The sequence below is a fragment of the Mesorhizobium sp. WSM4307 genome (assembly GCF_007003945.1).
Lineage (GTDB): Bacteria > Pseudomonadota > Alphaproteobacteria > Rhizobiales > Rhizobiaceae > Mesorhizobium.
Genome location: NZ_VFTB01000009.1, coordinates 84,697 through 110,438, shown reverse-complemented (window position 1 = coordinate 110,438; position 25,742 = coordinate 84,697). Strand labels below are relative to the sequence as shown.

At 64.5% G+C, this 25,742-nt stretch carries 28 protein-coding genes and 1 tRNA gene; 18 read left to right on the top strand and 11 right to left on the bottom strand.

Translation table 11 applies throughout. The features are described 5' to 3' along the window. The first annotated feature begins 1 nt into the window (after position 1). On the top strand, positions 2-1,372 hold the full coding sequence (locus tag FJV83_RS22310; protein ID WP_142886504.1) for a glutamine synthetase family protein: 1,371 nt from the start codon (positions 2-4) through the stop codon (positions 1,370-1,372). A 2-nt stretch (positions 1,373-1,374) separates the two neighbouring features. Further along, positions 1,375-2,673 carry an FAD-binding oxidoreductase gene (locus tag FJV83_RS22305; RefSeq protein WP_185973427.1) on the top strand — a complete coding sequence of 433 codons (1,299 nt, stop codon included), beginning with the start codon at positions 1,375-1,377 and terminating at the stop codon, positions 2,671-2,673. 41 nt (positions 2,674-2,714) lie between these two features. Here the strand turns inward: FJV83_RS22305 and FJV83_RS22300 are convergent, their stop codons facing one another. Continuing rightward, positions 2,715-3,485, bottom strand: a complete 771-nt coding sequence (locus tag FJV83_RS22300) for an IclR family transcriptional regulator (protein WP_142886505.1) — start codon at positions 3,483-3,485, stop codon at positions 2,715-2,717. Positions 3,486-3,602: 117 nt separating this feature from the next. On the opposite strand from FJV83_RS22300, the gene FJV83_RS22295 reads away from it, so the two are divergent. The 7 genes from FJV83_RS22295 to FJV83_RS22260 all read left to right on the top strand — a co-directional run bounded on the left by FJV83_RS22295 (position 3,603) and on the right by FJV83_RS22260 (position 11,405). Continuing rightward, entirely contained in the window at positions 3,603-4,460 is an 858-nt protein-coding gene (locus tag FJV83_RS22295) for a CoA transferase subunit A (RefSeq protein ID WP_095774720.1), read from the top strand. Next, positions 4,457-5,254, top strand: a complete 798-nt coding sequence (locus FJV83_RS22290) for a CoA-transferase subunit beta (protein ID WP_095792210.1) — start codon at positions 4,457-4,459, stop codon at positions 5,252-5,254. The genes FJV83_RS22295 and FJV83_RS22290 overlap by 4 nt, the downstream gene beginning before the upstream one ends. A 1-nt stretch (position 5,255) precedes the next feature. Then, complete coding sequence (pcaF, locus tag FJV83_RS22285; RefSeq protein ID WP_142886533.1) at positions 5,256-6,461, top strand: 3-oxoadipyl-CoA thiolase; 1,206 nt, start codon at positions 5,256-5,258, stop codon at positions 6,459-6,461. A gap of 154 nt (positions 6,462-6,615) precedes the next feature. Next, positions 6,616-7,647 carry a BMP family protein gene (locus tag FJV83_RS22280; RefSeq protein WP_142886506.1) on the top strand — a complete coding sequence of 344 codons (1,032 nt, stop codon included), beginning with the start codon at positions 6,616-6,618 and terminating at the stop codon, positions 7,645-7,647. Positions 7,648-7,918: 271 nt separating this feature from the next. Next, on the top strand, positions 7,919-9,409 hold the full coding sequence (locus FJV83_RS22270; RefSeq protein WP_142886534.1) for an ABC transporter ATP-binding protein: 1,491 nt from the start codon (positions 7,919-7,921) through the stop codon (positions 9,407-9,409). Continuing rightward, positions 9,409-10,464, top strand: a complete 1,056-nt coding sequence (locus FJV83_RS22265) for an ABC transporter permease (protein WP_142886507.1) — start codon at positions 9,409-9,411, stop codon at positions 10,462-10,464. Before FJV83_RS22270 ends, FJV83_RS22265 begins: the two co-directional genes overlap by 1 nt. Next, complete coding sequence (locus FJV83_RS22260) at positions 10,461-11,405, top strand: ABC transporter permease (protein ID WP_095788881.1); 945 nt, start codon at positions 10,461-10,463, stop codon at positions 11,403-11,405. Before FJV83_RS22265 ends, FJV83_RS22260 begins: the two co-directional genes overlap by 4 nt. Before the next feature lie 22 nt (positions 11,406-11,427). Here the strand turns inward: FJV83_RS22260 and FJV83_RS22255 are convergent, their stop codons facing one another. Beyond that, positions 11,428-12,195: an SDR family oxidoreductase gene (locus FJV83_RS22255; RefSeq protein ID WP_142886508.1), complete on the bottom strand. Its 768-nt coding sequence runs from the start codon at positions 12,193-12,195 to the stop codon at positions 11,428-11,430. Between the two features lie 291 nt (positions 12,196-12,486). Here FJV83_RS22255 and FJV83_RS22250 point away from each other — a divergent pair, with 291 nt between their 5' ends. Continuing rightward, on the top strand, positions 12,487-12,642 hold the full coding sequence (locus FJV83_RS22250; RefSeq protein ID WP_010912229.1) for a hypothetical protein: 156 nt from the start codon (positions 12,487-12,489) through the stop codon (positions 12,640-12,642). 136 nt (positions 12,643-12,778) lie between these two features. Continuing rightward, complete coding sequence (locus FJV83_RS22245; protein ID WP_142886509.1) at positions 12,779-13,720, top strand: LLM class flavin-dependent oxidoreductase; 942 nt, start codon at positions 12,779-12,781, stop codon at positions 13,718-13,720. A gap of 6 nt (positions 13,721-13,726) precedes the next feature. On the opposite strand, the gene FJV83_RS22240 is transcribed toward FJV83_RS22245, so the two are convergent. Next, positions 13,727-14,410, bottom strand: coding sequence for an isochorismatase family cysteine hydrolase (locus tag FJV83_RS22240; protein ID WP_142886510.1), 684 nt, complete (start codon positions 14,408-14,410; stop codon positions 13,727-13,729). A gap of 14 nt (positions 14,411-14,424) precedes the next feature. Between FJV83_RS22240 and FJV83_RS36505 the strand changes: the two genes are divergently transcribed. The 4 genes from FJV83_RS36505 (at position 14,425) to FJV83_RS22225 (ending at position 17,049) form a co-directional block, all read left to right on the top strand. Beyond that, on the top strand, positions 14,425-14,592 hold the full coding sequence (locus FJV83_RS36505; protein ID WP_179295975.1) for a hypothetical protein: 168 nt from the start codon (positions 14,425-14,427) through the stop codon (positions 14,590-14,592). Between the two features lie 90 nt (positions 14,593-14,682). Then, a complete protein-coding gene (gene exbB, locus FJV83_RS22235; RefSeq protein ID WP_142886511.1) occupies positions 14,683-15,627 on the top strand; it encodes a tonB-system energizer ExbB in 945 nt (314 codons plus the stop codon). 7 nt (positions 15,628-15,634) lie between these two features. Then, positions 15,635-16,102 (top strand): TonB system transport protein ExbD, encoded by a 468-nt coding sequence (exbD, locus tag FJV83_RS22230; RefSeq protein WP_142886512.1) that lies wholly within the window; start codon positions 15,635-15,637, stop codon positions 16,100-16,102. Continuing rightward, positions 16,099-17,049 carry an energy transducer TonB gene (locus FJV83_RS22225; RefSeq protein WP_095788877.1) on the top strand — a complete coding sequence of 317 codons (951 nt, stop codon included), beginning with the start codon at positions 16,099-16,101 and terminating at the stop codon, positions 17,047-17,049. The genes exbD and FJV83_RS22225 overlap by 4 nt, the downstream gene beginning before the upstream one ends. Positions 17,050-17,101: 52 nt before the next feature. Here the strand turns inward: FJV83_RS22225 and FJV83_RS22220 are convergent, their stop codons facing one another. From FJV83_RS22220 to FJV83_RS22195, 5 genes are all read right to left on the bottom strand, one after another. After that, on the bottom strand, positions 17,102-17,422 hold the full coding sequence (locus FJV83_RS22220; protein ID WP_095774710.1) for a hypothetical protein: 321 nt from the start codon (positions 17,420-17,422) through the stop codon (positions 17,102-17,104). A gap of 106 nt (positions 17,423-17,528) precedes the next feature. Beyond that, positions 17,529-17,774: a hypothetical protein gene (locus FJV83_RS22215; RefSeq protein WP_095774709.1), complete on the bottom strand. Its 246-nt coding sequence runs from the start codon at positions 17,772-17,774 to the stop codon at positions 17,529-17,531. Positions 17,775-17,840: 66 nt separating this feature from the next. After that, on the bottom strand, positions 17,841-18,899 hold the full coding sequence (locus tag FJV83_RS22210) for a SagB/ThcOx family dehydrogenase (protein WP_246691905.1): 1,059 nt from the start codon (positions 18,897-18,899) through the stop codon (positions 17,841-17,843). Between the two features lie 413 nt (positions 18,900-19,312). After that, positions 19,313-20,062: a helix-turn-helix transcriptional regulator gene (locus tag FJV83_RS22200; protein ID WP_095774707.1), complete on the bottom strand. Its 750-nt coding sequence runs from the start codon at positions 20,060-20,062 to the stop codon at positions 19,313-19,315. A 316-nt stretch (positions 20,063-20,378) separates the two neighbouring features. Continuing rightward, positions 20,379-20,454, bottom strand: a tRNA-Ala gene (locus FJV83_RS22195). Positions 20,455-20,599: 145 nt separating this feature from the next. Between FJV83_RS22195 and FJV83_RS22190 the strand changes: the two genes are divergently transcribed. Next, positions 20,600-20,890: a YggT family protein gene (locus FJV83_RS22190; protein WP_027047523.1), complete on the top strand. Its 291-nt coding sequence runs from the start codon at positions 20,600-20,602 to the stop codon at positions 20,888-20,890. Between the two features lie 13 nt (positions 20,891-20,903). Further along, positions 20,904-21,224, top strand: a complete 321-nt coding sequence (locus FJV83_RS22185; protein ID WP_095788875.1) for a DUF167 family protein — start codon at positions 20,904-20,906, stop codon at positions 21,222-21,224. Between the two features lie 3 nt (positions 21,225-21,227). Here the strand turns inward: FJV83_RS22185 and FJV83_RS22180 are convergent, their stop codons facing one another. From FJV83_RS22180 to FJV83_RS22170, 3 genes are read right to left on the bottom strand one after another with little or no spacing between them, the layout of a single operon-like run. After that, positions 21,228-22,109, bottom strand: coding sequence for a MurR/RpiR family transcriptional regulator (locus tag FJV83_RS22180; RefSeq protein WP_095788874.1), 882 nt, complete (start codon positions 22,107-22,109; stop codon positions 21,228-21,230). Positions 22,110-22,151: 42 nt separating this feature from the next. Then, on the bottom strand, positions 22,152-23,219 hold the full coding sequence (gene ugpC / locus FJV83_RS22175; protein WP_142886514.1) for a sn-glycerol-3-phosphate ABC transporter ATP-binding protein UgpC: 1,068 nt from the start codon (positions 23,217-23,219) through the stop codon (positions 22,152-22,154). A 2-nt stretch (positions 23,220-23,221) separates the two neighbouring features. Continuing rightward, a complete protein-coding gene (locus FJV83_RS22170) occupies positions 23,222-23,992 on the bottom strand; it encodes an SDR family oxidoreductase (protein WP_142886515.1) in 771 nt (256 codons plus the stop codon). A gap of 182 nt (positions 23,993-24,174) precedes the next feature. Here FJV83_RS22170 and FJV83_RS22165 point away from each other — a divergent pair, with 182 nt between their 5' ends. Beyond that, complete coding sequence (locus FJV83_RS22165; RefSeq protein ID WP_095788872.1) at positions 24,175-25,407, top strand: sugar ABC transporter substrate-binding protein; 1,233 nt, start codon at positions 24,175-24,177, stop codon at positions 25,405-25,407. Positions 25,408-25,742: the final 335 nt, after the last annotated feature.

The window sequence follows — 25,742 nt, the reverse complement described above, 5'->3', positions numbered from 1 at the left end:
CATGCTTGATAAGAACACGAATACCGCGACCAACGATCCCAGGGCCTGGCTGGCACAGCACGGCATCAACGAGGTCGAATGCCTGGTGCCCGACATGAACGGCGTGCTGCGCGGCAAGGCGCTGCCGACGGCCAAATTCCTCAAGGCGCTGGAAGACCGTGCGCTGTATCTGCCGAGCAGCGCTTTTCTCGTCAGCATCGACGGCCGCTATTCCGGCTCGATCGACGAGGGCTTTGCCTATTCGGATCCGGACATGCGCATGGTGCCTGACGTCTCGACGTTGTGCCTGGCGCCGGGTGCGGGGGCAGGGAAGGCCTATGTCTTCGCCGACACCTTCCACATGGATGGCCGGCCATGGATGGCCTCGCCGCGGCATGTGCTGCGCGCCGTGCTCGATCTCTACCGCCAGCGCGGCTGGCGCGCGGTGGTGGCGCCGGAGGTCGAATTCTATCTGACCGCGCCCAACCCGGATCCGGACAGGCCGCTGATCGCGCCGGTCGGGGCGAATGGCCGTGCCGAGGGCGTGCAGCATCCCTATGACATGGCGGCGCTGGAAGAATTCGAGCCGGTGATCCGGCGCGTCTACGACTATGCCGCGGCCGCCGGGCTGCCGCTCGATACGCTGATCCATGAATCGGGCACGGCGCAGCTGGAGATCAACCTCCTGCATGGCGACGCGCTGCCATTGGCCGACCAGGTGCTTTTGTTCAAGCGGCTGACGCGCCAGGCCGCGCAGCAATGCGGCATGCATGCCACCTTCATGGCCAAGCCGATCGCGGCCCAGGCGGGCAGCTCGATGCATCTGCACATGTCGGTTGTCGATGAGGCGGGCAATGCGCTGTTTGCCAGCGACGATGATGCCGACACCGAGATGTTCGGCCATTTCATCGGCGGCCTGCAGACATATGTGCCGGAAATCATGCCGCTGTTCGCGCCCAATGTGAATTCGTTCCGCCGCATAAGGCCGAACCACAGCGCGCCGGCCAACATCGAATGGTCGCATGACAACCGCTCCTGCGGCTTGCGCGTGCCGGCCGGCGGCCGTTCGGCGCGGCGGGTGGAGAACCGTTTGCCGGGCGCCGATTCCAATCCCTATCTGGCGATCGCCGGCTCGCTGCTCGCCGGCTATCTCGGCGTCGAGCAGAAACTCGCGCGCTCGGCCGAAGCTTCGGGCAATGCCTACAAGATCAAGAGCACGCTGCCCAAGACCATGGAGGAGGCGCTCGATCGCTTCACCGCCTGTGAGCCAGTGCGCAAACTGCTCGGCGAGGATTTCTTCCAGACCTATCTGCGCGTCAAGAGCGTCGAGCTCGACCTGTTCCAGAGCGTGGTGACGAGCTGGGAACGCGATCACCTGCTGCTGAAGGTGTGATCATGGCATCTTCAACAGGTTTCAATTCCGGTCTCGATATCGGCAAATCCTACTATGTCGCCACCGCCAATCCGGCGCCGGACCATCCGGCGCTTGCCGGCGATGTCGAAGCCGATCTGGTTGTCGTCGGCGGCGGCTGCACCGGCTTGTCGGCTGCTCTTCACGCCGCCGAGCGCGGCCTGAAGGTGGTGCTGCTCGAAGGCGGCAGGATCGGCTGGGGCGCATCGGGGCGCAATGGCGGCCAGATGATCCCCGGCCTGCGCAAGGGCGCCAAAGGCCTGGTCAAGCTTTTCGGGCCGGAGCGGGCGAAGGTGCTGTTCGACCTTGCCTTCGAGGCACGCGGCCTGGTGATGGATATCATCGAGCGCCACGCCATCGACTGCGATCTCAGGCTCACCGGCCATCTGGTTGGCGCCGTCAACGGCTCCGATCTCAAGGATTTGGAGGAAGAGGCCAAGTGCCTCGACAGCGTGATGAAATTCCGCGACGTCGAGATCCTGTCGGCAGCCGACGCCCGGGCCAAGGTCGACACCGCATATCATGGCGCGATGTATGAGCCGCTTGGCGGCCACATGCATCCGCTGAACTACACGCTTGGCCTTGCCCGCGCGGCGGTGGCCGCCGGCGTCACCATTCACGAGAATTCGGTGGCGGTGAAGCTGGAGCGCGAGCCTTCGATCCGGGTCTCGACATCGAATGGCTCGGTGCGCGCAAAACATGTCGTGCTGGCGGGCGATGCGCTGCTCAATGGGCTGGAGCCGCGCGTCAACAGCCGCATCATGCCGGTCGGCAATTACATCGTCGCCACCGAGCCGCTGGAAGGCAAGCGCAACGTCATCCCGGCCAATGTCGCGGTCTCCGACACACGCTTCGTCGTCAATTACTATCGTATGTCGGCGGATGGACGGCTGCTGTTCGGCGGCGGCGAGCGCTACACGCCGTCGCCGCCGGCCGACATTGCCGGCTTCGTGCGGCCTCACATGGAAGCCACCTTCCCGCAGCTCAGGGGCTGCCGCATCGATCATGCCTGGGGCGGGCTGGTGTCGGTGACGACATCGCGGCTGCCGCATGTCGGGCACTATGGCGAGGTCTATTTCGCGCATGGCTATTCCGGCAAGGGCGTCATCCTGTCGACGCTGTCGGGCAAGCTTTTGGCCGAAGCCATCACCGGCGACGCCTCGCGGCTCGACCTGTTCTCGACGCTGACGCCGCTGCCGTTCCCCGGCGGCACGGCGCTGCGCGGGCCGCTCTATGTGCTGGGCATGCTTTGGTACGCGATGCGAGACAGGATCAAGCACTGAGGGTGTAACTATCGGAGGCTGGCCCGCCGGCGTTCGACCTCTTAGACCACAAAAAAATCCTCGATGCGCTGTCTGGCTCCAAGCAGCGCCGGCAGGATTTCCCGCTCCATCTCGGCGACGGTAAACCGCGCCGACTGGGTCGAGACGTTGATGGCCGCGACCGTTTTGCCAGCGCGGTCGCGGATCGGCACGGCGATGGAGCGCAGGCCGAGTTCCAGCTCCTCGTCGACGATGGCAAAGCCGTCGGCCTTCGCCTTGCCGATGGCCTCGGCCAGCAGCCCGATGTCGGTGATCGTCTTCGGCGTCCGTCTCTCGATGGTTGTCTGGTGCAGAAATTCGTCGAGTTCCTCCGGCGCCAGGCCGGCGAGCAGCATGCGCCCCATCGAGGTGCAATAGGCGGGCAGCCTGGTGCCGACATCGAGCGAGACGCTGAGGATGCGCCGGCCAGGAATGCGGGCGACATAGACGACATCCTGGCCCGACAGGATCGCCGCAGAGCAGGCCTCGTTCAGCTGCGCGGCGACCGCGCGCATGATCGGCGCGGCGAAGCTCCACAGCGAGCCGCCACCGAGCCATGTGCGGGCAACGGCCAGCAGGCGCGGCGACAGCGAGAACACACGGCCGTCCTGGGTGGCATAGCCTGATGCGACAAGCGTCAGCAGGAAACGGCGGGCGCCGGCCCGGGTCAGGCCGGCTTGCTGGGCCATTTCCGTCAGCGTCATGCCGGAGGGGTGGCGGGCGAGGATCTCCATGACCGCAAGGCCGCGCTCGAGCGAGCCGACATGATCACGGGAAGCGGCTTCTTCGCCCATCTCACCTCCGCCAAAGGGTATCGACGCCCGGATTGACTCCATGACCTTACCCGGCGTAGAAAGTTTCGCATACAAAACATAAGTTCGCAATACGAACTTTTGGACCGGGAGTCGACGATGGTCAAGTTCCTGCCGCTCAAACAGGCCGTGGCCGAGAATTTGAACGATGGCGACTCCGTCGCCTTCGAGGGCTTCACCCACCTGATCCCGACAGCCGCTGCGCATGAGGCGATTCGCCAGGGGTTTCGCGACCTGACCCTGATCCGCATGACGCCGGATCTGATCTACGACCAGATGATCGGCATGGGCATGGCGAAGAAGATCGTCTTCTCCTATGTCGGCAATCCCGGTGTCGGCCTGCTGCGGCGCGCCCGCGATTCCATCGAGAACGGTTTTCCCCGGACGATCGAGGTCGAGGAGCACAGCCATGCCGGCATGGCCAACGCCTATGAGGCGGGCGCGGCCGGCCTGCCCTGCGCGGTGTTCCGCGGCTATCGCGGCGCAGGCCTTGCCGCGGTCAACCCGAACATCAAGTCGGTCACCTGTCCGTTCACCGGCGAGGTGCTGGCGGCCGTTCCCTCAATTCGGCCTGACGTCACCTTCATCCATGCGCAGAAGGCCGACAGGAAAGGCAATGTGCTGGTCGAGGGCATCATCGGCATCCAGAAGGAGGCCGTGCTGGCGGCCAGGCGCGCCGTGGTGACGGTGGAGGAGGTGGTCGACAATTTCGACGATCTGCACCCCAATCTGACCGTGCTGCCGCGCTGGACGATCGCGGCGATCTCGGTGGTGCCCGGCGGCTCGCATCCGTCCTATGCCCATGGCTATTACGCGCGCGACAACGCCGCCTATCTCGAATGGGACGCGATCGCCGCCGACCGCGAGAAGTTCCATGCCTGGATGCAGGCGAATGTCATCGAAAAGAGCGCCGACGATTTCGCTGGCCGCGTCGAGCATCTGAGGAAAGCTGCATGAGCGACAATCCGGGCTTCACCCCCAACGAGATGATGACGATCGCCGCCAGCCGCGCGCTGCGCAATGACGATGTCTGCTTCGTCGGCATCGGCGCGCCGTCCGCCGCCTGCAACGTGGCGCGGCTGACGCATGCGCCTGACATCACGCTGATCTACGAGAGCGGCACGATCGGCACCGCGCCTGACGTGCTGCCGCTGTCGATCGGCGATGGCGAATTGTGCGAGACCGCCGTCACCACCGTCGCGGTGCCGGAAATGTTCCGCTACTGGCTGCAAGGCGGCCGCATCTCGATCGGTTTCCTCGGTGCCGCGCAGCTCGACAAGTTCGGCAACATCAACACCACGGTCATCGGCGACTATGTCCATCCCAAGACAAGGCTCCCCGGCGGCGGCGGCGCGCCGGAGATCGCGACCTCGTCGAAGGAGATCTACATCACCATGGCGCAAACCAGGCGCGGCATGGTCGAGAAGATCGACTTCTTCACCTCTTTCGGCCATGGCGAGGGCGGCGATCACCGCAAGCGGCTGGGCATCGACACCGCCGGGCCGACACTGCTGATCACCGATCTCGCCATCTGGAAGCCGGACCCGGTGACCAAGGAATTCACGGTCGTGTCGCTGCATCCCGGCGTCACCCGCCAGCAGGTGCAGGACAGCTGTGGCTGGGTGGTTAAGTTCGCCGAGGCGCTTGACGAAACACCGGCGCCAAGCGAACTCGAACTCACGACATTGCGCGACCTGCAGGCCCGCACCAAGGCGGCGCATGAGGGAACCGGAAAAGCAAAGGCTGCATGACATGGCCGAGGCCTATATCTGCGACTACATCCGCACGCCGATCGGCCGCTTCGGCGGTTCGCTGTCCTCGGTGCGATCAGACGATCTCGGCGCCATACCGCTGAAGGCGCTGGTCGAGCGCAATGCCGGCATCGACTGGCAGGCGGTGGACGACATCGTCTATGGCTGCGCCAACCAGGCCGGCGAGGACAACCGCAACGTGGCGCGCATGGCGCTGCTCCTGGCCGGCCTGCCCAAGGAAATCCCGGGTTCGACCGTCAACCGCCTGTGCGGATCGGGCATGGATGCGCTGACCATTGCCGCGCGGGCCATCAAGGCCGGCGAAGCGGAATTGATGATCGCCGGCGGCGTCGAATCGATGAGCCGGGCGCCCTTCGTCATGCCCAAGGCCGACACGGCGTTCTCGCGCAATGCCGAGATCCACGACACCACCATCGGCTGGCGTTTCGTCAACCCGCTGATGAAGAAGCAATATGGCGTCGATTCGATGCCGGAGACGGGCGAGAACGTGGCAGAAGAATTCGCCGTTACCCGCGCGGCCCAGGACGCCTTTGCCGTGCGCAGCCAGGACAAGGCGGTCGCGGCGCAGGCCAATGGGAGGCTGGCCAAGGAGATCACTCCGGTGACCATCCCGCAGCGCAAGGGCGATGCGGTGATGGTCTCGAAAGACGAACATCCACGCGCCGGCACGACGGTCGAGGCACTGGCCAAGCTGCCGACGCCGTTCCGCCAGGACGGCACGGTGACCGCCGGCAATGCCTCCGGCGTCAATGACGGCGCGGCGGCGCTGATCGTTGCTTCCGAGGCCGCGATAAAGAAATACGGCCTGGCGCCGATCGCCCGCATCCTTGGCGGCGCCGCCGCCGGCGTTGCGCCGCGCATCATGGGCATCGGCCCGGCGCCGGCGACGCAGAAACTTTGCGCGCGGCTTGGCCTGACGCCGCGACAGTTCGATGTCATCGAGCTCAACGAAGCCTTTGCCTCGCAAGGCATCGCCGTGCTGCGCCAGCTCGGCATTGCCGAGGATGCCGAACACGTCAACCCGAATGGCGGCGCCATCGCGCTCGGCCATCCGCTGGGCATGTCGGGCGCGCGCATCTCGGGCACGGCGGCCCTCGAGCTGCGTGAGCGCGGCGGCCGCTATGGCCTGGCGACGATGTGCATCGGCGTCGGCCAGGGCATCGCCATCGCGCTCGAACGAGCCTGACCGCCGCCTGCCGTTTGGCCTGCGAGAATCAGGGCTGGATTCGGCGCGTCGCCAAATTTGACCATGTGGACAAAAGTCCGGACCCGTTCCATAGTTCCCCGTCTGATTTTTAGAACGGCCGGCTCGACACGGCTGTCAAACAGAGGGGACTGCAATGGAAAACCGGAAGAACAAATCTTCGTCGACACGCGAAGGGATTTCGCGACGCAATGTGCTGGAGCTCGGCGCGCTTGGCCTGGCAGCGGCCATGCTGCCAGGTGCGGCGTTCGCCAAGGACAAGAAGCTGAAGGTGGCGGCGATCTTCGCCACGCCGATCGAGGAGCCGTGGGACAACCAGATCCATGTCGCCTTGCAGAAGGCGGAGAAGGAACTCGGCATCGAATACAGATGGTCGGAGAAGGTGCAGACCGCCGACTTCAGCCGCGTCATGCGCGAATATGCGCAGGGCGGCTACCAGCTGGTGCTAGGCGACGCCTTCGCCGCCGAGCGTGAATCGCGCCGCACCGCAAAACAATTCCCGAAGACCGCCTGGCTGTTCGGTTCGGGCGCCGGTCCGGCCGAACCGAATTTCGGCGTCTTCGACAACTGGATCCATGAGCCCGCCTATCTCTCGGGTATGATCGCCGGCAAGATGTCGAAATCGGGCACGGTCGGCGCCGTCGCGGCGATGGGCATTCCGGAAGTGAACCGGCTGGTCAACGCCTTCTTTGCCGGCGCCAAGGAGGTCAATCCGAACGTCAAGAAGAAGGTCGCCTTCATCGGTTCCTTCTTCGATCCGCCCAAGGCCAAGGAAGCCGCGGTGGCGCAGATCGATGCCGGCGTCGACGTCATCTATGCCGAGCGCTTCGGCGTCATCGAGGCGGCGGTCGAGAAGAAAATCCTCGCCATCTCCAACATGTCGGACCAGTCGAGCCTCGGCCCCGACACGGTCATCACCGGCCCGGTCTGGGACATGTATCCGACGGTCGAACAAGCGATCAAACTGGTCAAGGCCGGCGTCTATACCGCGCAGGACTATGGCGATTTCTCGCGCATGGCCAAGGGCGGTTCGTATCTCGCCCCCTACCACAAGTTCGACAAGACGCTGCCGGCCGAGGTCAAGGATCTGGTCGAGAAGAAGAAGGCCGAGATCCTCGAAGGCAATTTCCGGGTGGATGTCGACGAGAACACGCCGGTTTCGGATTGAGGCTTGCTTTGAGGGGCGGTGCTAAGCGCCCCCCTCTGTCCTGCCGGACATCTCCGCCTCAAGGGGGGAGATTGGCAGCTTCACCCGAGTCACTTTTCTTTCGACCTAGAAAAACTGGCGAAAGCCGAAAGTGACGTCCAATCTCCCCCCTTGAGGGGGAGATGGCCGGCAGGCCAGAGAGGGGTGCAGCGCCACCCGATCAGTCAAAGCTGAATCGTAAAGCCAATTCCGATCAGGAGTATCCTTGCCGACGCCCGCCCCACTCATCGAAATGCGCGGCATCACCAAGAGCTTCGGCGCCGTCAAGGCGAACGAGGCTGTCGACCTCAGCGTCGCGCCCGGTGAAATCCTCGGACTGCTGGGCGAGAACGGCGCCGGCAAGACGACGCTGATGAATGTGCTGTTCGGCGCCTACGCGCCGGACGCCGGGGAAATCCTCGTCCAGGGGCAGCCCGTGCGGATCACCAGTTCGGCCGATGCGCTGGCCGCCGGCATCGGCATGGTGCATCAGCATTTTCACCTGGCGCCACGGCTGACGGTGCTGGAGAACCTCTTGATCGGCATTCCCGGAAAATCGGGACGGATCGACCGCGCCGGCGGGCTGGCGCGGCTGGCCGAAATCGGCCGCCAGCATGGACTGACGCTGGATCCCGACCTGCCGGTCTCGGCGCTGTCGGTCGGCGAACAGCAGCGGCTCGAGATCGTCAAGGCGCTGTTTCGCGGCGCAAAGCTTTTGATCCTCGACGAGCCGACGGCGGTGCTGGCGCCGAGCGAGGTCGACGGGCTGTTTTCAGCGCTGCGCTCGATGGCGGCGCAAGGTCTCGGCATCATCTTCATCTCGCACAAGCTCAACGAGGTGCGGGCGCTCACCCATCGCTGCACGGTGCTGCGGCATGGCCGTGTCGCCGGCCGCGTCGACGATCCGGCCAACACCACGTCCGCCGCCATGGCGCAGCTGATGTGCGGCCACGAGATCGTGCCGCCGGCCAGGGGGCCTTCGACGCCGGGCGAAGCGGTGCTGACGCTCGACGGCATTTCCACCTCGACGCATTCGGGAACCGCGCTGCGCGATGTTTCGCTTGCCGTCCGCTCCGGCGAAATCCTCGGCATTGCCGGCGTGTCGGGCAATGGCCAGCGGGCGCTCGCCGAAGTGATCTCCGGCGTGCGCGCGCCCGATGCCGGCCGGATGACGATCGCCGGCCAGACGGTCTCGCGGTTTTCGCCGCGCGAGGTGCAGGCGCTTGGGCTCGGCCGCATCCCGGAGGACCGCATGACCACGGGTCTGGTCACCAATTTGCCGCTTGCCGATTCGATGGTGCTGCCACGCATCGGTACCGCCGCATTCAGCAGCAAAGGCCTGCTCAAGCCGGACGCGATCCGCACCTTCGCCGAAGAACAGATCAAGGCCTATGACATCAGGTGCCCTGGACCGATGACGCGTGCCGGGGCGCTGTCCGGCGGCAATCTGCAGAAGGCGCTCCTGGCGCGCGAGCTTGCCTTCGACCCGAAGGTTTTGATCGTCTCTCAGCCGACGCGCGGCCTCGACATCGGGGCTGCCCGCTTCATCCACGAGAAGTTCCTCGACATGCGCGCCAAGGGCTGTGGCATCATCGTCATCGGCGAGGATCTCGAAGAGCTGCTGGTGCTCTGCGACCGCATCGCGGTGATGTATGAGGGCCGCATCGCCGGCACGCTCGACAGTGCTGATGCGACGATCGCGCGGCTCGGCCTGCTGATGACCGGGGCGGAGGGCCACGGCTGATGTTTCGCCTCGAAGTGCGCAACTCGACGCCAGCCTGGTTCAATCTTGCGCTTCCGTTGGTGGCCATCGGCGCCACGCTTGTCCTGTGCAGCGGGCTCATCGCGCTGGCTGGCGCTGGCGTGCTCGAATCTTACGGCGTGATGTTCACGGCCTCGCTCGGCGACAGCTACGCCATCACCGAAACGCTGGTGCGCGCCGCACCGATGATCTTCACCGGACTGGCGGTCGCCGTCGCCTTCCGCGCCAAATTCTGGAACATCGGCGCAGAGGGGCAATTGCTGGCCGGTGCCGTCGCCAGCTGCTTTGTCGGCGCCATTCCGATGCCGGGAGCGCTCGCCATGCTGTTGATGGCAATTGTCGGCGCCGCCGCCGGTGCCGCAGTCGCGTTGGTGCCGGCGACGCTGCGGGTCAAATTCAAGGTCGACGATGTCGTCAGCTCGCTGCTGCTCAACTCGGTCATCTACTATGCGCTGATGGCGCTGATCGAAGGGCCGTGGAAGGACAGCTTCAGTGGCTATCCGATCTCGCCGCCAATCGAGGATTCGGCCAATTTCCCGGTGCTGGTCGAAGGCACGCGGCTGCATCTGGGCGTCATCGTGGCGCTGATCGCAGCACCTCTGATCTGGTTCCTAATCGCGCGCACCACGCTTGGTTTCCGCATCAGGGTCACCGGCGAGAACCCGGAAGCCGCCCGCTACGGCGGCATCCCTGTCGAGCGTGTGCTGCTCTCGACCGCGCTCATGTCCGGCGCGCTGGCGGGGCTCGCCGGCGTCGGCGAAGTCGGCGGCGTGCATTTCCAGGTGATGAGCGACATCTCGCCCGGCTACGGCTATTCCGGCATCGTCGTCGCCATGCTGGCGCGGCTCAATCCGCTGGGCGTGGTGCCGGCGGCGATCTTCCTCGCCGCCGTAATGACCGGCGCCGAGGCGATGTCGCGCGCGACCGGCGTGCCGGCGTTCCTCAGCGACGTCATCCAGGGCACCGCCTTGCTCGCCATGCTGGTGGCCCTGCTGTTTACCGCCTATCGCATTCGCCGTGTGGGGGCCGCCCGATGAGCGCGGTGCTGGAACAGATCTTCCAGGTCGGCTTTTTGGCCGCCATCATCCGCATCGCCACGCCGCTGGCCTTCGCCACGCTCGGCGAAATGTTCTCCGAGCGCGCCGGCGTGCTCAATCTCGGCATCGAAGGCATCATGCTGCTCTGCGCCATGACTGGCTTCACCGCCACCAGCCTCAGCGGCAGCCTGTGGCTCGGCGTCCTGGTGGCGGTGCTGACCGGGATGCTGATGGGCGCGCTGCATGCGCTGTTCACCGTGGCACTGGGCCTGAGCCAGCATGTCTGCGGCATCGGCGTGACTTTGTTCTCGTCGGGCCTTGCCTATTTCCTCTACCGGCTGATCTTCGGTCAGCAATCGGTGCCGCCTGCCATCAAGGGCTTTCAGACGCTGCCGATCCCGGTTCTATCGGACATTCCGGTGCTCGGGCCGGCGGTGTTCAACCAGTTCGCGCTGGTCTACATGGCGATCATCGCCATACCGCTCGCGGCCTTCGTGCTTTACCGCACGCCCTGGGGCCTGTCGGTGCGCATGGTCGGTGAGAACCCGCGCGCCGCCGATTCGGCCGGCGTCAGCGTCATTGCCACGCGCTTCCAGGCCGTCATCCTCGGCGGCGCCCTGATGGGGCTGGCCGGCGCCTTCCTGTCGATGGCGCAGTTCAACGCCTTCACCTTCGGTGTCGTCTCCGGACGCGGCTGGGTGGCGATCGCGCTGGTGGTGTTCGGCCGCTGGGACCCGTGGCGCTCGGCGGGCGCGGCACTGCTGTTCGCCTTTGTCGATGCGCTGCAGCTGCGCATGCAGGCGAGCGGCCTCGGGCATATCCCCTACGAGGCGTTTCTGATGCTGCCGTTCATCTTCACCATCGTCGCCATGGCGGTGATGTCGCGCAACGCGGTGGCGCCGTCGGCGTTGTTGAAGCCGTTTCGCAGGGAAGAGCGGTAGCGAGGCCCTTCTCCTGGAAAGCTCACATCGCCGTAAAACCATTGTCGACGAACAGATGCGCGCCGTTGACGAAGCACGATTCGTCGCTGGCCAAATACAGCGCGGCCTTGGCCACCTCTTCCGGCTCGCCGATGCGGCCCTGCTGCGCAGCCAGTGCCGCGTCGGAGACGTCGACGCCGAGCTTGCCGAGGTCGGCGACCTCGCGCAGGCCGTGCGGTGTCCTGATAAAGCCGGGGCAGACGGCGTTGCAGCGGATGTTGCGGTCGCGGAACTCGACGGCAATGGCGCGGGCGAACATGTGGCAGGCGCCCTTGGTGGTGTCGTAGAGCACTTCGTTCGGTGTCGCCGCCACCGCCGAGATCGACGAGGTGCAGACGATCGAGCCGCCGCCCGCCGCGATCATGCCGGGCAGCACGGCGCGCGTCATCAGGAACATCGAACGCACATTGACGGCATGCAGCCAGTCCCCTTCCTGCACGGTCGTCTCCAGGAACGGCTTTATCACGATGGTGCCGGCGTGATTGAACAGCACCGTGACCGGGCCGAGTTTTTCGGTCGCGCCCTTCACTGCCGCCTGAACCTGCGCCTCGTCGGACACGTCGGCGACAAAATGCTCGGCGACATGGCCGCGTGCACGGATTGCCGTCGCGGTGGCGGCGGCTGCCTCGCCATTGCGGTCGATGATCGCCACCTTGGCGCCTTCAGCCGCGAACAGTTCCGAGGCCGCTCCGCCCATTCCCGTCGCGCCGCCCGAAATGATGGCAACCTTGCCTGCCAGTCTTTCGCCCATTTCTATTCCCCTGTTCGACCCAGTTCGCATTTGCTTGTCGGGGGATGCTACCGCGCCCGCACAAGGCGGCCAATGGACCAATTGGGTGCAGCGGGAACAAGGCCATAGGTCCATTCGGACGCGCCCGGAGGAAGGCTCATGCCCTGCCGATCAATTGCGCCGGCAAGCGATCCCAGCAATTCATGACCAACTTAACCCCTGGAGGGAGAAAATTATTCTGCCTACAGCGCAAAAATAGCAATCGACAAAGTCTACAAGTTTTATAGATTAACCGGCGAGACGGAGGTCGATATGTCCTATATCCAGAACGCTCAAACTGACAGCAGCGGCCAGAGGCTGGCCAATGCCCAGACCTTTCGCCCGGCCTATGCCGGAGCTTTCGCCTATCTCGTCTTTGCCCTTGCGTTCGTGTTCACCGGGGCCGTCGTTCTGGGCCTTATTCCCTAGGGCACCGGATCGACAGGGGCCAGCCGCCCCGCTGTATCAGGCAATCGGAGTTGAATGAACCGGATCCGGTGCGTTTGCGCGCGGCCGCGATTCGAATTTTAGCGCGTCCATGATTCCAGCGATGGAGGAGATGACAATGCCGATCGAATTCACCCATGTCCCTGGCAAGACCGCCGACGCCGCCATTCCGTTTTTCTATGATTTTGCCGAGACGGCGACCAAGCTCGGACTGATCGAAGATGGCGGCTTTCAGAAGATCGTCGTCGACGATTCGGCCGGGCTGCTGACCAATATGGATCTTGCCGCTCAGGTGCTCGACCGCACCGCCGCGCTCGAGGTCGTGCTGACCCACTGGGCAGGTGTCGTCGAGCCGACCGTGGCGGCCCGTCAGCTGGCATCGATAGATCGAAAAAGCGGCGGCCGGCTGGCGCTCCGGATGATCAGCGAGCCGTTGAACGATGACGATGCCGAGTCACGGCCGGTCGGGCACAGCGTCGTCTGGCAGCGCATCGACGAATATCTCGTGCTTTTGAAGCGGCTGTGGTCGAATGACCGACCCTTCGATCATGAAGGCGTCTTCTACAGTATCAAGGGCGGCTACGTGCCGCGCAAAGGCCCGCACGGCGCCGACCTGACCATCCGCATGGGCGGGCAATCAGGAACGGCGCTGAAAGTGGCCGGCCGGCATGCTGATATCTTCGAACTGGCACCGGGCTCGATCGACGATGTCAGGCAGTTGATGGAGCGGGTGCGTGGCGCCGCGGCCGAACATGGCCGGGCCGGCAAACTGCGCTTCGCGCTTCCGGTGCGGATCCACCAGGGCGCTTCCGCCACCGGCCACAAGGCGGTCGACCTGTCCGGGCCGCCCGCCCAGGTCGCGTTGTCGCTGCTTGCCTATGCCGGGCTCGGGATCGATGAGTTCATGATCATCGGCGTCGACACGCCGCGCGAGATCGCGACGGCCGGCCGGGAAACGATCGCGCTGCTGCGCAACTCGCTGGCGCGCCGCGAACATGATGTTTTCCAGCCGGGGGCCTACGCGCCTCGCACGGGGCTGGAGACGCGTGCGGCAGGGTGAAGCCGATCAATCGTCTGCGTGATGCCTGTCGCCAAGCCGCGACAGGCCATCGATGACGGCGGCCGAATCGGCCAGGACGCCGAAGACGCCGTCCTCGACCGTCACCATGTGCAGCGCCGCCTCGTGGGCTTGTCTGTCGCCGCTGGCGCAGGCGTCCGAGATCGTCAGGCACTGGAAGTTGCGGTCGCAGGCCTCGCGCAGCGTGGTGTGGACGCAGACGTCGGTCGTGCAGCCGGAAAACATGAGATGCGTGATGCCTTGCGCGCGCAGCACAAGCTCGAAATCCGTATAGGTGAAGGCGCTGTTGCAGGTCTTGTCGACGATGATGTCATCAGGTGCGACCTCGATCTCCGGAACGATCTGGAACCCCGCCCCCGAGCGCAGCAGTATGTCGGTGCCGTCGAGACCGGAGCGCTTGCGGCGCCATTTCTCATAGGGCGTCATGTCGGCCATGTCGGCGCGATAGCCCTGCCTGGTGTGGATGACCGTGACGCCGGCTTTGCGCGCGGCTGATATCAGCCGGTTCACCGTGGGCAGGATCGCCCGCAGCGGCGAGGGGTCATACCCCTTTCTGGCGAAATAGCCCGTGGTCGACAGGAAATCCTGCTGCAGGTCGATGACGACAAGCGCCGTGTTTTCGGCCGCCAGCCTGCCGTCATACGGGAAGTCGAAGGGCGTTGCCTTGATCATCCGAGAGGGTCTCCTTGCCGATCGTGAGAGCCATCCTGACTGGCGAAGCTCAACTCGTCCACTCAGGCCGCGGCTCTGACGCCAAGAAGCAGGATGTTGCGGGCATCGTGCTGCCGCCGGCGAACGTCATCGGTCGTCCCGACGAATTGTTGACTGTTGCACTCATCTTCAATGTTGACTAGTAGAGCCATGTTTCATGCCCGGAGATCGGACCGCCGGGGTGGCGGAATAGGAAGCGGCCGGCCGTTGTGAGGACAAGGAAGAAGCTGTTGTTGTCTAGAACCAGTTTGCTTGCAGCGTTGGTCGCATCCGTCATCCTGTCGGTCTGCATTGTATCGGCCCAGCAACAGCCGGCCAGCGCTGCCCCTGCGGCGGAGGCCGCGCCGGCGTCTGCCGCACCGGCACCCGCCGCAACGGCCCCGGCCACATCAGCGCCCGCGACACCGCCGCCCGGCGCGCCAGCAACTGCGGCGCCCGTCGCAGCAGCGCCGACGGGGACGATGGAGCTGAACCTGCCGCACGATCTGTCGCCATGGGGCATGTTCATGGCGGCCGACATCATCGTGAAGGCGGTGATGATCGGACTGGCCTTCGCCTCGCTCGTCACCTGGACGATATGGCTGGCCAAATCGCTGGAGATTTTTGGCGGCAAGCTGCGCACCCGCCGTGCCGTTCGCGCGATCGGTGATGCCGCGACGCTGACGCAGGCGAGCCGCGCGCTCGATCGCAGCGGCGGCCCCGGCGCGCTTCTGGTCAAGGCGGCGGAAGAAGAGACCGCACTCTCGGCCGGCGCGCTCGACCATGTCGGCGGCGACGGGTTGAAGGAACGGGTCACCTCGCGCCTGTCGCGCATCGAAGCGGCGGCGTCGCGGCGCATGTCGCGCGGCACAGGCGTGCTGGCGACGATTGGCTCCACGGCACCCTTCGTCGGCCTGTTCGGCACGGTCTGGGGCATCATGAACGCCTTCATCGGCATTTCGCAGGCGCAGACCACCAATCTGGCAGTGGTCGCGCCGGGCATCGCCGAGGCGCTGCTGGCCACGGCGATGGGCCTCGTCGCGGCAATTCCAGCAGTGGTGGTCTACAATGTCTTCGCCCGCTCGATAGCCGGCTACCGCCAGATCCTCGCCGATGCCTCGGCGGGCGTCGAGAGGCTGGTCAGCCGCGACCTGGATTTCCGCACGGTCGCGCCGGCGACGGCGCTGGCGGCGGAGTAGCGACGCCATGGGAAGCAGAATCCGCCAGACCCTGGACGACGATCTCGAGGAGAGCCACGAGATCAACGTCACGCCCTTCATCGACGTCATCCTGGTGCTGCTGATCATCTTCATGGTCGCCGCGCCGCTGGCGACGGTGGACGTCAATGTCGACCTGCCGGGCTCGACGGCGACGCCCGCGCCGCGACCCGAAACGCCGCTGTTCCTGACCTTGAAGGATGATCTTACGCTGGCTATCGGCAATGACAGCGTGCCGCGTCCGGCCTTCGCGGCCACGTTGGACAGCAGGACCAGGGGCGACAAGCAGACGCGCATCTTCCTGCGCGCCGACAAGGCGGTCGCCTATGGCGACCTGATGGAGACCATGAACCTGCTGCGCCGCGCCGGCTATCTGAAGATCGCGCTGGTCGGCCTGGAGACGGCGCCCGCGAGCGATGCGCCGGCACCCGCTCCCGCGGGAACGGCGGCGCCATGACGCAGGCGGCGGCCCTGCCGACGACTTACCCGACGCGCTTCGGCTGGCGCGACCTTGGCTTGTGGACGGGTGCGGCGGCGCTGGTGCTTGGCGCCCATGTCGCGGTCGCCTATGCGGTGCAGAGCTTCAGTCCGATCGAGGTGGATGGCGGACCGCCGCCGGCTCCGGTGATCGAAATGGTGCCGATGGCGGTGATGCCGGCCGTGCCCGAACAGGCCGCGATGCTGGAAGCGGCGATGCCCGACCAGGCCGAACCAGCCGAGGAGGCCGAGAGGGTCGCCGAAGCCGAACCCGAGAAAATGGCCGAACAGACCGAACCGACAGCCGAGCAACCGGAAACGGTGCCGCCCGACGGGACCGAGCCGACCACGACAGCCGACGCCGAACCGATCGACCAGCCGCCGCCGGATCAGGTCGTTCCCGAAATCGTCGAAGCCGTGACGCCAGAGGTCGTCATTGCGTTGCCGCAGCCGAAGCCGGTCGAGAAAACCAAGGAAAAGAAACCGGCCCAGGCCAAGGCGAAAAAACCGGCCGAAAAGCCGAAGCCGCGGCCAAGGAAGGAAAAGGCCGAGCCGGCAAGGACGGTTGCCACCGCAAGCGCACAGACAAGGCCGGCGGCCAGGGCGGCCGCGCCGAAATCGGCGGCAGGGGTCTCGGGCATAGATCCGGCCAAGTGGGAATCCCGACTGGCGTCGTGGATCAATCGGCACAAGCGTTATCCAAGTGCCGCGAAATCCAGGGGAGCGCAGGGCAATGTGAACGTGGCCTTCGCGGTGGACGCATCGGGCAGGGTGGTGTCGGCGCGCGTGGCCCGTTCTTCCGGCGATCCCGACCTCGACCGCGCCGCGCTCGCCGTGCTGCAGGGCGCAACGGTGCCGGCACCGCCGCCGGGACTCGGCTCGCGCGTCAGCCGCACGGCGCCGTTCGTGTTCAATTTGCGGGATTAGAGCAGAGGCCCGGCCCGATACTGGTGCTGTCCGATCTTTGTGAGGACCGCGGTCAGTGGCTCATCGAATGGCACAGCGCTTCGACCTGCTCCAGATAGAAGCGGCATTTCACGCGCAGTGTCCTGAGGTTCGGATCGTCGGCGCCGTTGATCTCGATGGTCTGCATCATGAAGTCGAAATGGGCGTGGAAGGCGTCCGCCGCGCCCCATAGGCTGTCTGCCTGCCAGGTGTCGGCCATCGCCAGGGAAATCATTTGCCGGGCCTCGGCGCGTGCGGCATCTGGCGATGCCGGCCGACGGGCGATCAGGGTCTGGAGCCGGCCGAAGACGCTGTCCGTGGCGTCGGCGCTCCTGATGGGTGCGATCATGTTCATTGGCGGATCCCCCTCGAATCTCTATGCATGAAGTCCATTTGCGGGCCGCAGGCGATCAAGGCGGGGGTCGCGGTACCAGAGCGCGCAGGGCTGAGTGTTGCATCCGCTACGCTCTCCTTTGCTGAGCGTGGTTGTCCTTCGGCCTGGCATGCATCGGGTTGCCGCTGAGCTGCGCATGCCTTGCCGGCTGCGCGCCGCGCAGGACGTCGAAGGCTTCGGCATAGGCCATGCCGAGCAGGTAGGAGATCATGGGAAAACGGCTTGCTTCGGCCATCTGTACGAGCTCATTGCTCATCGTCGCGATATATTGAAGGCTATCGATCTCTGACTGACGTAGGGACTGATTGGCCACGTGCTTCTCCTGTCATCTGGTGGAACTCAGGGAACGCGTATTGGCTACACGGACATACTAAGACGGCTAATTAATGGCCTGGCCCGCCGAATGCGGGTTTGGTTCCGGGGTCGAAAGGGTCAACGCATAGATGGGTGCATCGGTGAGGCGGTCGAGGCCGAGAAGACGCTTGATCGCCGAATGGCTGAGCGCTGCCGTGGGGCAGGCCGACAGACCATGCCTGGTCGCCGCCAGCATCATGTTCTGGCCGATATGGCCGGCCTCGATCAGCACGACGCGGTAGGCGTTGGCATCCTCATATTTCCACATGGTGCGGTCGAGCTTGGCGCAAAGCAGGATCAGGCAAGGCATGGCATCAGCCCATTCCTGCCCGCCGACCAGTTCGGAAATCCTCGGCAGATGGTTGGCCGAGATCCTGCCGAGGTCGTGATCGGCGGCGGAATAGTGGTAGACGCCGGGCTCCAGGCCTTCGACGCCAAGCGCAACCACATAGGCCTCGTAAGGATTGCGTGCGCCGCCCGAGGGGGTCATGCCCAGCGGCAGGGCGCCGACGCAGTTGCTGGTCTCGCCGGTGATGCCCATGCCCGCGAACAGGCAGTCGGAAAGCTGCCGCGCGGTGATCGTGGGGGCGGCCGCGGTGCGGTTGGTGCGGCGCCGCGCCATCAGGGTCAGGAGTTCGTTGTCGTCGAGCGCGTTCGGCAGCCGAATGGCGTCGGCGGCATTCTTGAGCATGAGGTCGGGCTGCGCGACATGGCCGGCGCGTTCGATTTGGCGGGCCTCGGCTTGCTCAATGGTCATGAACTCCGAGTCCTGGACGCAGAAATGCATCAGCGCGGTCGGGATGCCCCAGTTCCACTGTCCGGAGAATTTTGTTTCCTGTTCGGCCAGCGGCGAACCGGCGGTGACCAGGGCGGAAAAATCGAGCAATTGCGGGACGACGGCGTTCAGGTCGGACCTCGACCATCCGTGAGCGCGCGCGATTTCCGCGGGGGAGGCCCATTCGTCCCAGGATGCGAGAAGACCGATCACCTCGGGGCTGCATTCGAAGACGCTTCGGGTCAGGAAATTGCAGGCCGTGACCTTGTTGGTCCCGGGATACAGGACGAGCGTTTTTGAAGAGCGCATTTTCATGATGCTGAATGCCGTTTTGCCAATGTGAGGCGCCGACAGGCGAACCGCCCATCGGCGCCGAACGACCTCAGCGCTTGTTGTAGTGCATGCCCTGCGAGAAGAAGACAGTCTGCGTGCCCGCCGCAACCGTCAGCTTCGGGGCATTGTTCACTTTCTTGGCCATTTTCGTCCCTTTCCCCGACCCCCAATGGGATCTGTTGAAAGATCCCCACAGCGGGATCCGCGTGAAGAAAGGTAAGGTCGAAAGAGTTAATGGTTTGTTAAAATTGTAGTAAAGCCGACGTGGTCTAAAATATCTTTCTTGGCGGTAAAGTCTAAAATATCGATTTTGCTCAGATACGGAGTAGGCAATCGCTAGCATACGCTTTTTTGGTATATTCTTATTCTTATTTAGCGTAACCGATCGACTAACCCAGCCCGTCTCGGGCGAGGCTGACGACGAGTTGATCGATGCCGGGATCGTCGAGCCCGACGACATGCGCCATGCGGATGGCATGCCGTGGCCGGATGCCGGACATATCCTGCCGCATGATGACCGATACGAATGCCGGCCCGGCCTCTGTCAGAAGCATGGCCTTGCCCGTCAGCACCGGTTCGGAGATCGGAGCCCATTGCACGGAGATCAGCGACGGTTCGCCGGTCTGGCGACGGTTGACGCCGCTGAAATAGATCCAGTTCAGGCGCGAGATCGCCACACCATAGTGGTTGCCGCGCGCGCGCGCCCATGTCGAGCCACGGCGCTCCGACCACCCGGTGACCCGGCGGAATGTGACCAGCTCGGCCTCGCGACGCACGAAGGTCACCGAACGCATCAAGAGGTCGGGACGGGTAGGGATCGAAAAGTAGGTGAAATAGGTACCGCCCGCGATCGACGGGGCGGGCGGGCGGATCATCTGGTTGAACAGACTTTCGGAAATCGGCGGCAGACCGGGAGCCCTGTGCTCGGGTGCGCCAGGGTCCTGGTAGAGTTCGGGCTCGTTGATGCGGAAGTAGTCGCAGATCAGCTTGGCGGTGGCCTTGTTCGGAACGGTCTGCCCTTGCAGGTACCGCTCGAACTGCGTGCGGTTGATACCCAACTCACGGCATACCGCACTAACGGAGGCATGGTTCTTGCAGAGCCGTCTGAGATTTGCAGCGAGGTTCTCGCGAATGGACACGTCTTTGCTTTCGCAGGCGAATTCTTCATTTCAACTCGGAATCCGTATAGCGCCTTCGGTCGCCCCCGCCGAAACGCCTTGTCACAACACACAGAAAAAACGATTTGAGAACGCCACTCTAATGGGGCGGCTTCCAAAAAAAATAGCGGCGATCCGGCAACGGCCATCGCCATAAGTCCAATTGACAATTGCCTGGCCCCGGAGGTCGCGAAATTGCCTGCGGCCTGCTTTGGGGTGACATTGGCGCGCGGCGCCGCGTGGGACGACCATGCGTCCCGGCGGCGCGGCAGAAAAAGTGGAGAACCGACGACTTTGCTGGTGGAGCTGAGGGGGATCGAACCCCTGACCTCATCATTGCGAACGATGCGCTCTCCCAGCTGAGCTACAGCCCCGTTCCAGCAAGTGGCGCATTTATCGGGCGCGGCTGATTTCTGTCAAGGCTGCGTTGCCGAAATCCTCGTTGCCTGGCGCTTCGGTTGCCGGCCCTTGCCGGTTTGGCGTGCAATGGCTACATGTCGGCAACAATTGGAGACCGGCATGCTCGCCCTCATTCAGACAATCGTCATGGCGCTTGACCTCTACTGGTGGATCATCATCGCCTCGGCGATCTTTTCCTGGCTCTATGCCTTCAACGTCGTCAATTCGCGCAACCAGTTCGTCGGCAGCATCGGCAATATGCTCTACCGGCTGACCGAGCCGGCGCTGCGGCCGATCCGCCGCTTCATGCCGGACCTTGGCGGCATCGACATTTCGCCGATCATCCTGCTCTTGATCCTGTTCTTCGTCAGGCAGTTCATTCTCACCACGGTAGCACCGCTGGTGCTGTGAGTTTGCCGATCCTATGAGCGCGCCGTTCCGCATCCGTGAGAACGGCATCGACCTGTTCGTGCGGCTGACACCAAAATCTTCCGTGGACAGGTTGGAAGGTGTCGAAACGGCAGCGGACGGGCGAAGCCATTTCAAGGCGCGGGTCCGCGCCGTGCCGGAAAACGGCGCCGCCAATCACGCGCTGGAGAGGCTGGTGGCCAAGACGCTGGGTGTGCCGGCGTCGGCCGTTTCGGTGGTCGCCGGCGGCACGGCACGGCTCAAGACGCTGCGCATAGCCGGTGATCCGAAGGTGCTGGCACGGAGCGTCGAAGCACTCGGTCAATCCTCTGGCTGACGTTCAATCCCCCAATGGGAGCCTTGGATCGTCGACCTTCAGCGTGTTCACGCTCTGCTTGATGCGGCGCAAGTTCTCCAGCACCTTCGGACCGCGCGTCTCGGCAACCGATGTCACGATCATGTCGACGATCGCCAGCAGCGCGTAACGCGACGATGTCGGCTTGTAGATGTTGCCGTCCTCGAGCGGCTGCAAATGGATGACCGTGTCGGCGGCCTTGGCCAGCGCCGAATCGGGCGCGGTGATGGCGACCGTGGTGGCGCCATATTGCTGGGCCACCTGCACCGCCTCGATGACCGAGCGCGCATAGCCGGACACCGAAAAGGCGACCAGGGTGGTTTCCGATGTGGCTACGGCGGCATACATGCGCTGCAACTGGCCATCGATCTGCGCCAGCACCGGCAGGCCAAGGCGGAACAGCCGATTCTGCATCTCGGTCGCCATCATCGAGGAGATGCCGCCAGAGCCGATGCACAGCACATTGCCTGACGTCGCAAGCCGCTCGGCGACGGCGACCAGCGTCGTCATGTCGAGGTTCTCGCTGGCGCGCTGGATGGCCGAGATCGCCGCTTCGGTGATGGCCGAGGCGATGCGCTGTTCACGCGCGTCGCGGCTCAACGGTTCGGGCGACAGATACTGGCCGCCAATGGCGATGGCCTGGGCCAGGTAGAATTTGAAGTCGCGCAGGCCCTCGCAGCCGAGATTGCGGCAGAAGCGCGTCACCGTCGGTTCGCTGACGCCAACGCGCGCGGCAATCTCCGAGATTGCCGCCTTGGAAGCGAAATCGAGATCGGACAGCACAAGGCCGGCCAGCCGGCGATCCGACTTGGTGCCGTCCTGCGACACCAGCTGCAGCCGCGTGATGATGTCTGCCGGCGTCTTCATGTCTGTCGTTTCGTCTTCATGCCGTTGCCCTCGGGGCAGGCCTTATAGCGGCAGGCCGGTCGCCTTGTCGAACAGATGGATGTTGCCGGGATCGACCGAGACCGGCAGCAGGTCGCCCGGCTTGACCGGCACCCTGTCGCGGAACACGGCGCGCACCGTATCGGTGCCGATGGCGCCATAGACATGGGTCTCGGAGCCCGTCGGCTCGACGACATCCACCTTGAGCGCCATGGCGTCGGCGGCCTCGCCGATGATGAAGTGCTCAGGCCGGATGCCGGCCTCCACCGCATTGCCAGCCGGTGCCGCCTTGCCGGCAAGCGCAAGCCGTCCGCCGCCGGCCGATTCGAACCAGCTTTTCTCGGGCGTCGCCTTGAGGGCGCCGGAGACAAAGCTCATCGAGGGGGAGCCAAGAAAGCCGGCGACGAACTTGTTGGCCGGCCGGTCATAGAGCTCAAGCGGGGCGCCGACCTGCTGGATCCGGCCGCGGTCCATCACGACGATGCGGTCGGCCATGGTCATGGCTTCGATCTGGTCGTGGGTGACATAGACGATGGTCGATTTCAGCCGCTGGTGCAGCGCCTTGATCTCGGTGCGCATCTGGACGCGCAACTGCGCGTCGAGATTGCTGAGCGGCTCGTCGAACAGGAACACCGAGGGTTCGCGCACAATGGCGCGGCCCATGGCGACGCGCTGACGCTGGCCGCCCGAGAGCTGGCGGGGATAGCGGTCGAGATAGGAGAAGAGGTTGAGCACCCCGGAGGCCTTCTTGACCTTGTCGTCGATGGCGGCACGGTTCTCGCCACGGATCTTGGGGCCGAAGCCGATATTGTCGGAGGCCTTCAAATGCGGGAACAGCGCATAGGACTGGAACACCATGGCGATGTTGCGCTGCTGTGGCGGCAGATCGTTGGCGCGCGTGCCGCCGATCATGAGGTCGCCGGAACTGATCGTCTCCAGGCCGGCCAGCATGCGCAGCAAGGTCGACTTGCCGCAGCCGGACGGGCCGACCAGCACCACGAACTCGCCGCTCCTTATGTCGAGGTTGATGTCCTCGAGGATCTTATGCAGGCCAAAGGATTTCGACAGGTTGCGAAACAGGACGTCGGTCATGGTCACGCTCCCAATATGTCGTCGATGAACGGCAGGCAGCCGGCGGTCAGTCCGGCATCCACGGGCATCACCACGCCTGTTACGCCCGATGCGCGGTCCGAGGCAAGGAAAGCCACGGCTTCAGCCACTTCCGCGGCGTCGACGATGCGGCCGAGCGGGTAGAGGCGCTTGAGCTTGCCCAGGATTTCCGGGTCCTTGGCCAGGCGATGATCCCAGGCCGCGGTGCGGATCGATCCGGGACAGACGACATTGGCGCGCACGCCGCTGCGGCCGAGTTCGACGGCGATCGATTTGGCATAGGCGTTGATGCCGGCCTTGGCCGCGGCGTAGGCCGGATTGCCGAAATGCGCGAGGGCGTTGACGGAGGAGATGAAGACGACGCTGCCTGACCCGCGCGCCGCCATCGCCTTGACGATGGGGTCGGCGAAAGTCATCACCCCGGTCAGATTGAGGTCGAGCTCGTGCTCGATCCTGTCGGCATCGAGCGCGGAAATCGTCTCGGCGCGCGTCCAGCCGGCATTGTTGATCAGGATATCGGGCACGCCGTCTCTGTCCAGCACAGCGGCGATCCCCGCCTCGATCGAAGCCCGGTCGAGAAGGTTGAAGAGATGGCGCGAGGCAAGGTGCGGGCTTGCCAGCGCCTCCTGCGACTGGTCGCAGCCGACCACCCGTGCGCCCCTTCCGGCCAGCAATGCGACGATCGCCGAGCCAAGGCCGCCGCCGGCACCGGTGACGACGACAGAGCGGCCTTCGAATTCGGCTTTCGAAACCATGGCGCTTGCTCCTCCCGCATGTCAGGCAGATGCCGGCAGGTTACTGAAATGAATGTAATTAAGCAACATGATAATCCGCTTGCATGCGCTGAATTCCTCGATAATGTAGGAAAGTCACATAAATCTTGTGCCCGTCATCGGCACAAGGGAGCGCAAATGCGCGGAACAATGGGAGAGATCAGATGAGCCTTGCCAAATGGACTGTCGGCCTGATGGCCGGAATGAGCATGCTGGCCTTCGCGGCGCAGGCGAATGCGGGTGAAGTGCGCGTCACCGTCGCCGAATACAGCGCCAAGACCGGTCCGTATTTCGAAGCGGTCAAGAAGGAATTCGAGGCCAAGAACCCCGGCATCACCATCAAGTTCGAGGTCGTGCCGTGGGATGTGCTGTTGCAGAAGCTGACCACCGACATCACCGCCGGCACCAATGCGGACCTGTCGATCATCGGCACGCGCTGGCTGATCGACTTCGTCCAGCAGGACGTCGCCGAACCGCTCGACAGCTACATCACGCCCGACTTCAAGGGCCGCTTCATCGACACCTTCCTGTCGCCCTCGATCATGGACGGCAAGACCTACGGCCTGCCGATCGCCGCTTCGGCGCGCGCGCTCTATTACAACAAGGAGCTGTTCGAGAAGGCCGGCATCGCCAAGCCGCCGGCGACCTGGACCGAACTGCAGGACGATGCGCGCAAGATCAAGGCGCTGGGGTCCGGCACCTTCGGCTTCGGCCTGCAGGGCAAGGAGATCGAGACCGACGTCTACTACTACTACGCCATGTGGTCGCAAGGCACCGAGATCCTCAACAAGGACGGCACGTCGGGCCTCGGCACGCCGGGCGCGCTCGAAGCCGCCAAGCTCTACAAGTCGATGATCGACGAGGGGCTGACCGAGCCAGGCGTGACCTCCAACAACCGCGAGGACGTGCAGAACCTGTTCAAGCAGGGCAAGGTCGGCATGATGATCACCGCACCCTTCCTGTCCAACCAGATCAAGGACGAGGCGCCGAAGCTGAAATACGGCGTGGCGGCCATTCCGGCCGGCCCGACCGGGGCGCGCGGGACCTATGGCGTCACCGATTCCATCATCATGTTCAAGAACTCCAAGAACAAGGATGAGGCCTGGAAGCTGCTCGACTTCCTGTTCACCACGGAACAGCGCGCCAAGTTCACGCAAGGCGAAGGCTTCCTGCCGGTGAACAAGGAAGAGGCCAAGATGGATTATTACGTCAACAATGCCGATCTCGCCGCCTTCACCGCGCTGCTGCCCGACGCTCGTTTCGCGCCGGTCATTCCGGGCTGGGAAGAGATCGCCCAGATCACGTCCGACGCCATGCAGAAGATCTATCTCGGCGGCGACCCCGAGGCAGGCCTGAAGGACGCGGCGGCGAAGGCCAACGCCGTGCTGAAGAAATAGGGGCCGTGCTGAAGAAATAGGGCGTATCTCCCTGCGCCCCGTGGCGCGCCCCAGACTCAGGCGGGGCGCGCCACACCCTTGCCGACTTGAGAAGAAGGATAGTTCGTCGGTGTCAGCGCCGCCCTGCCAGGCTCCTTCCTCTCCCTCCGGAGGGGGGAGAGGTGGCTCGGCGAAGCCGAGACGGAGTGGGGGAACCACCTGGCAACCGCCGCGAACGGGCACGGGAAGGGCACTAGGCGCAAATGTTGCCTTGCCTTGCGCCCAAGGGTCGACACCACTCCGTCGAGCTTCGCTCGACACCTCTCCCCCGATCGACGGGGGAGAGGAAAGGCCCC

Bases quoted from the DNA above. Each gene is read 5' to 3' on its own strand.
- FJV83_RS22310 (WP_142886504.1), top strand. From the start codon at position 2: ATGCTTGATAAGAACACGAATACCGCGACCAACGATCCCAGGGCCTGG.
- FJV83_RS22305 (WP_185973427.1), top strand. From the start codon at position 1,375: ATGGCATCTTCAACAGGTTTCAATTCCGGTCTCGATATCGGCAAATCC.
- FJV83_RS22300 (WP_142886505.1), bottom strand. From the start codon at position 3,485: ATGGGCGAAGAAGCCGCTTCCCGTGATCATGTCGGCTCGCTCGAGCGC.
- FJV83_RS22295 (WP_095774720.1), top strand. From the start codon at position 3,603: ATGGTCAAGTTCCTGCCGCTCAAACAGGCCGTGGCCGAGAATTTGAAC.
- FJV83_RS22290 (WP_095792210.1), top strand. From the start codon at position 4,457: ATGAGCGACAATCCGGGCTTCACCCCCAACGAGATGATGACGATCGCC.
- pcaF (WP_142886533.1), top strand. From the start codon at position 5,256: ATGGCCGAGGCCTATATCTGCGACTACATCCGCACGCCGATCGGCCGC.
- FJV83_RS22280 (WP_142886506.1), top strand. From the start codon at position 6,616: ATGGAAAACCGGAAGAACAAATCTTCGTCGACACGCGAAGGGATTTCG.
- FJV83_RS22270 (WP_142886534.1), top strand. From the start codon at position 7,919: ATGCGCGGCATCACCAAGAGCTTCGGCGCCGTCAAGGCGAACGAGGCT.
- FJV83_RS22265 (WP_142886507.1), top strand. From the start codon at position 9,409: ATGTTTCGCCTCGAAGTGCGCAACTCGACGCCAGCCTGGTTCAATCTT.
- FJV83_RS22260 (WP_095788881.1), top strand. From the start codon at position 10,461: ATGAGCGCGGTGCTGGAACAGATCTTCCAGGTCGGCTTTTTGGCCGCC.
- FJV83_RS22255 (WP_142886508.1), bottom strand. From the start codon at position 12,195: ATGGGCGAAAGACTGGCAGGCAAGGTTGCCATCATTTCGGGCGGCGCG.
- FJV83_RS22250 (WP_010912229.1), top strand. From the start codon at position 12,487: ATGTCCTATATCCAGAACGCTCAAACTGACAGCAGCGGCCAGAGGCTG.
- FJV83_RS22245 (WP_142886509.1), top strand. From the start codon at position 12,779: ATGCCGATCGAATTCACCCATGTCCCTGGCAAGACCGCCGACGCCGCC.
- FJV83_RS22240 (WP_142886510.1), bottom strand. From the start codon at position 14,410: ATGATCAAGGCAACGCCCTTCGACTTCCCGTATGACGGCAGGCTGGCG.
- exbD (WP_142886512.1), top strand. From the start codon at position 15,635: ATGGGAAGCAGAATCCGCCAGACCCTGGACGACGATCTCGAGGAGAGC.
- FJV83_RS22225 (WP_095788877.1), top strand. From the start codon at position 16,099: ATGACGCAGGCGGCGGCCCTGCCGACGACTTACCCGACGCGCTTCGGC.
- FJV83_RS22220 (WP_095774710.1), bottom strand. From the start codon at position 17,422: ATGAACATGATCGCACCCATCAGGAGCGCCGACGCCACGGACAGCGTC.
- FJV83_RS22210 (WP_246691905.1), bottom strand. From the start codon at position 18,899: ATGCGCTCTTCAAAAACGCTCGTCCTGTATCCCGGGACCAACAAGGTC.
- FJV83_RS22190 (WP_027047523.1), top strand. From the start codon at position 20,600: ATGCTCGCCCTCATTCAGACAATCGTCATGGCGCTTGACCTCTACTGG.
- FJV83_RS22185 (WP_095788875.1), top strand. From the start codon at position 20,904: ATGAGCGCGCCGTTCCGCATCCGTGAGAACGGCATCGACCTGTTCGTG.
- FJV83_RS22180 (WP_095788874.1), bottom strand. From the start codon at position 22,109: ATGAAGACGCCGGCAGACATCATCACGCGGCTGCAGCTGGTGTCGCAG.
- ugpC (WP_142886514.1), bottom strand. From the start codon at position 23,219: ATGACCGACGTCCTGTTTCGCAACCTGTCGAAATCCTTTGGCCTGCAT.
- FJV83_RS22170 (WP_142886515.1), bottom strand. From the start codon at position 23,992: ATGGTTTCGAAAGCCGAATTCGAAGGCCGCTCTGTCGTCGTCACCGGT.
- FJV83_RS22165 (WP_095788872.1), top strand. From the start codon at position 24,175: ATGAGCCTTGCCAAATGGACTGTCGGCCTGATGGCCGGAATGAGCATG.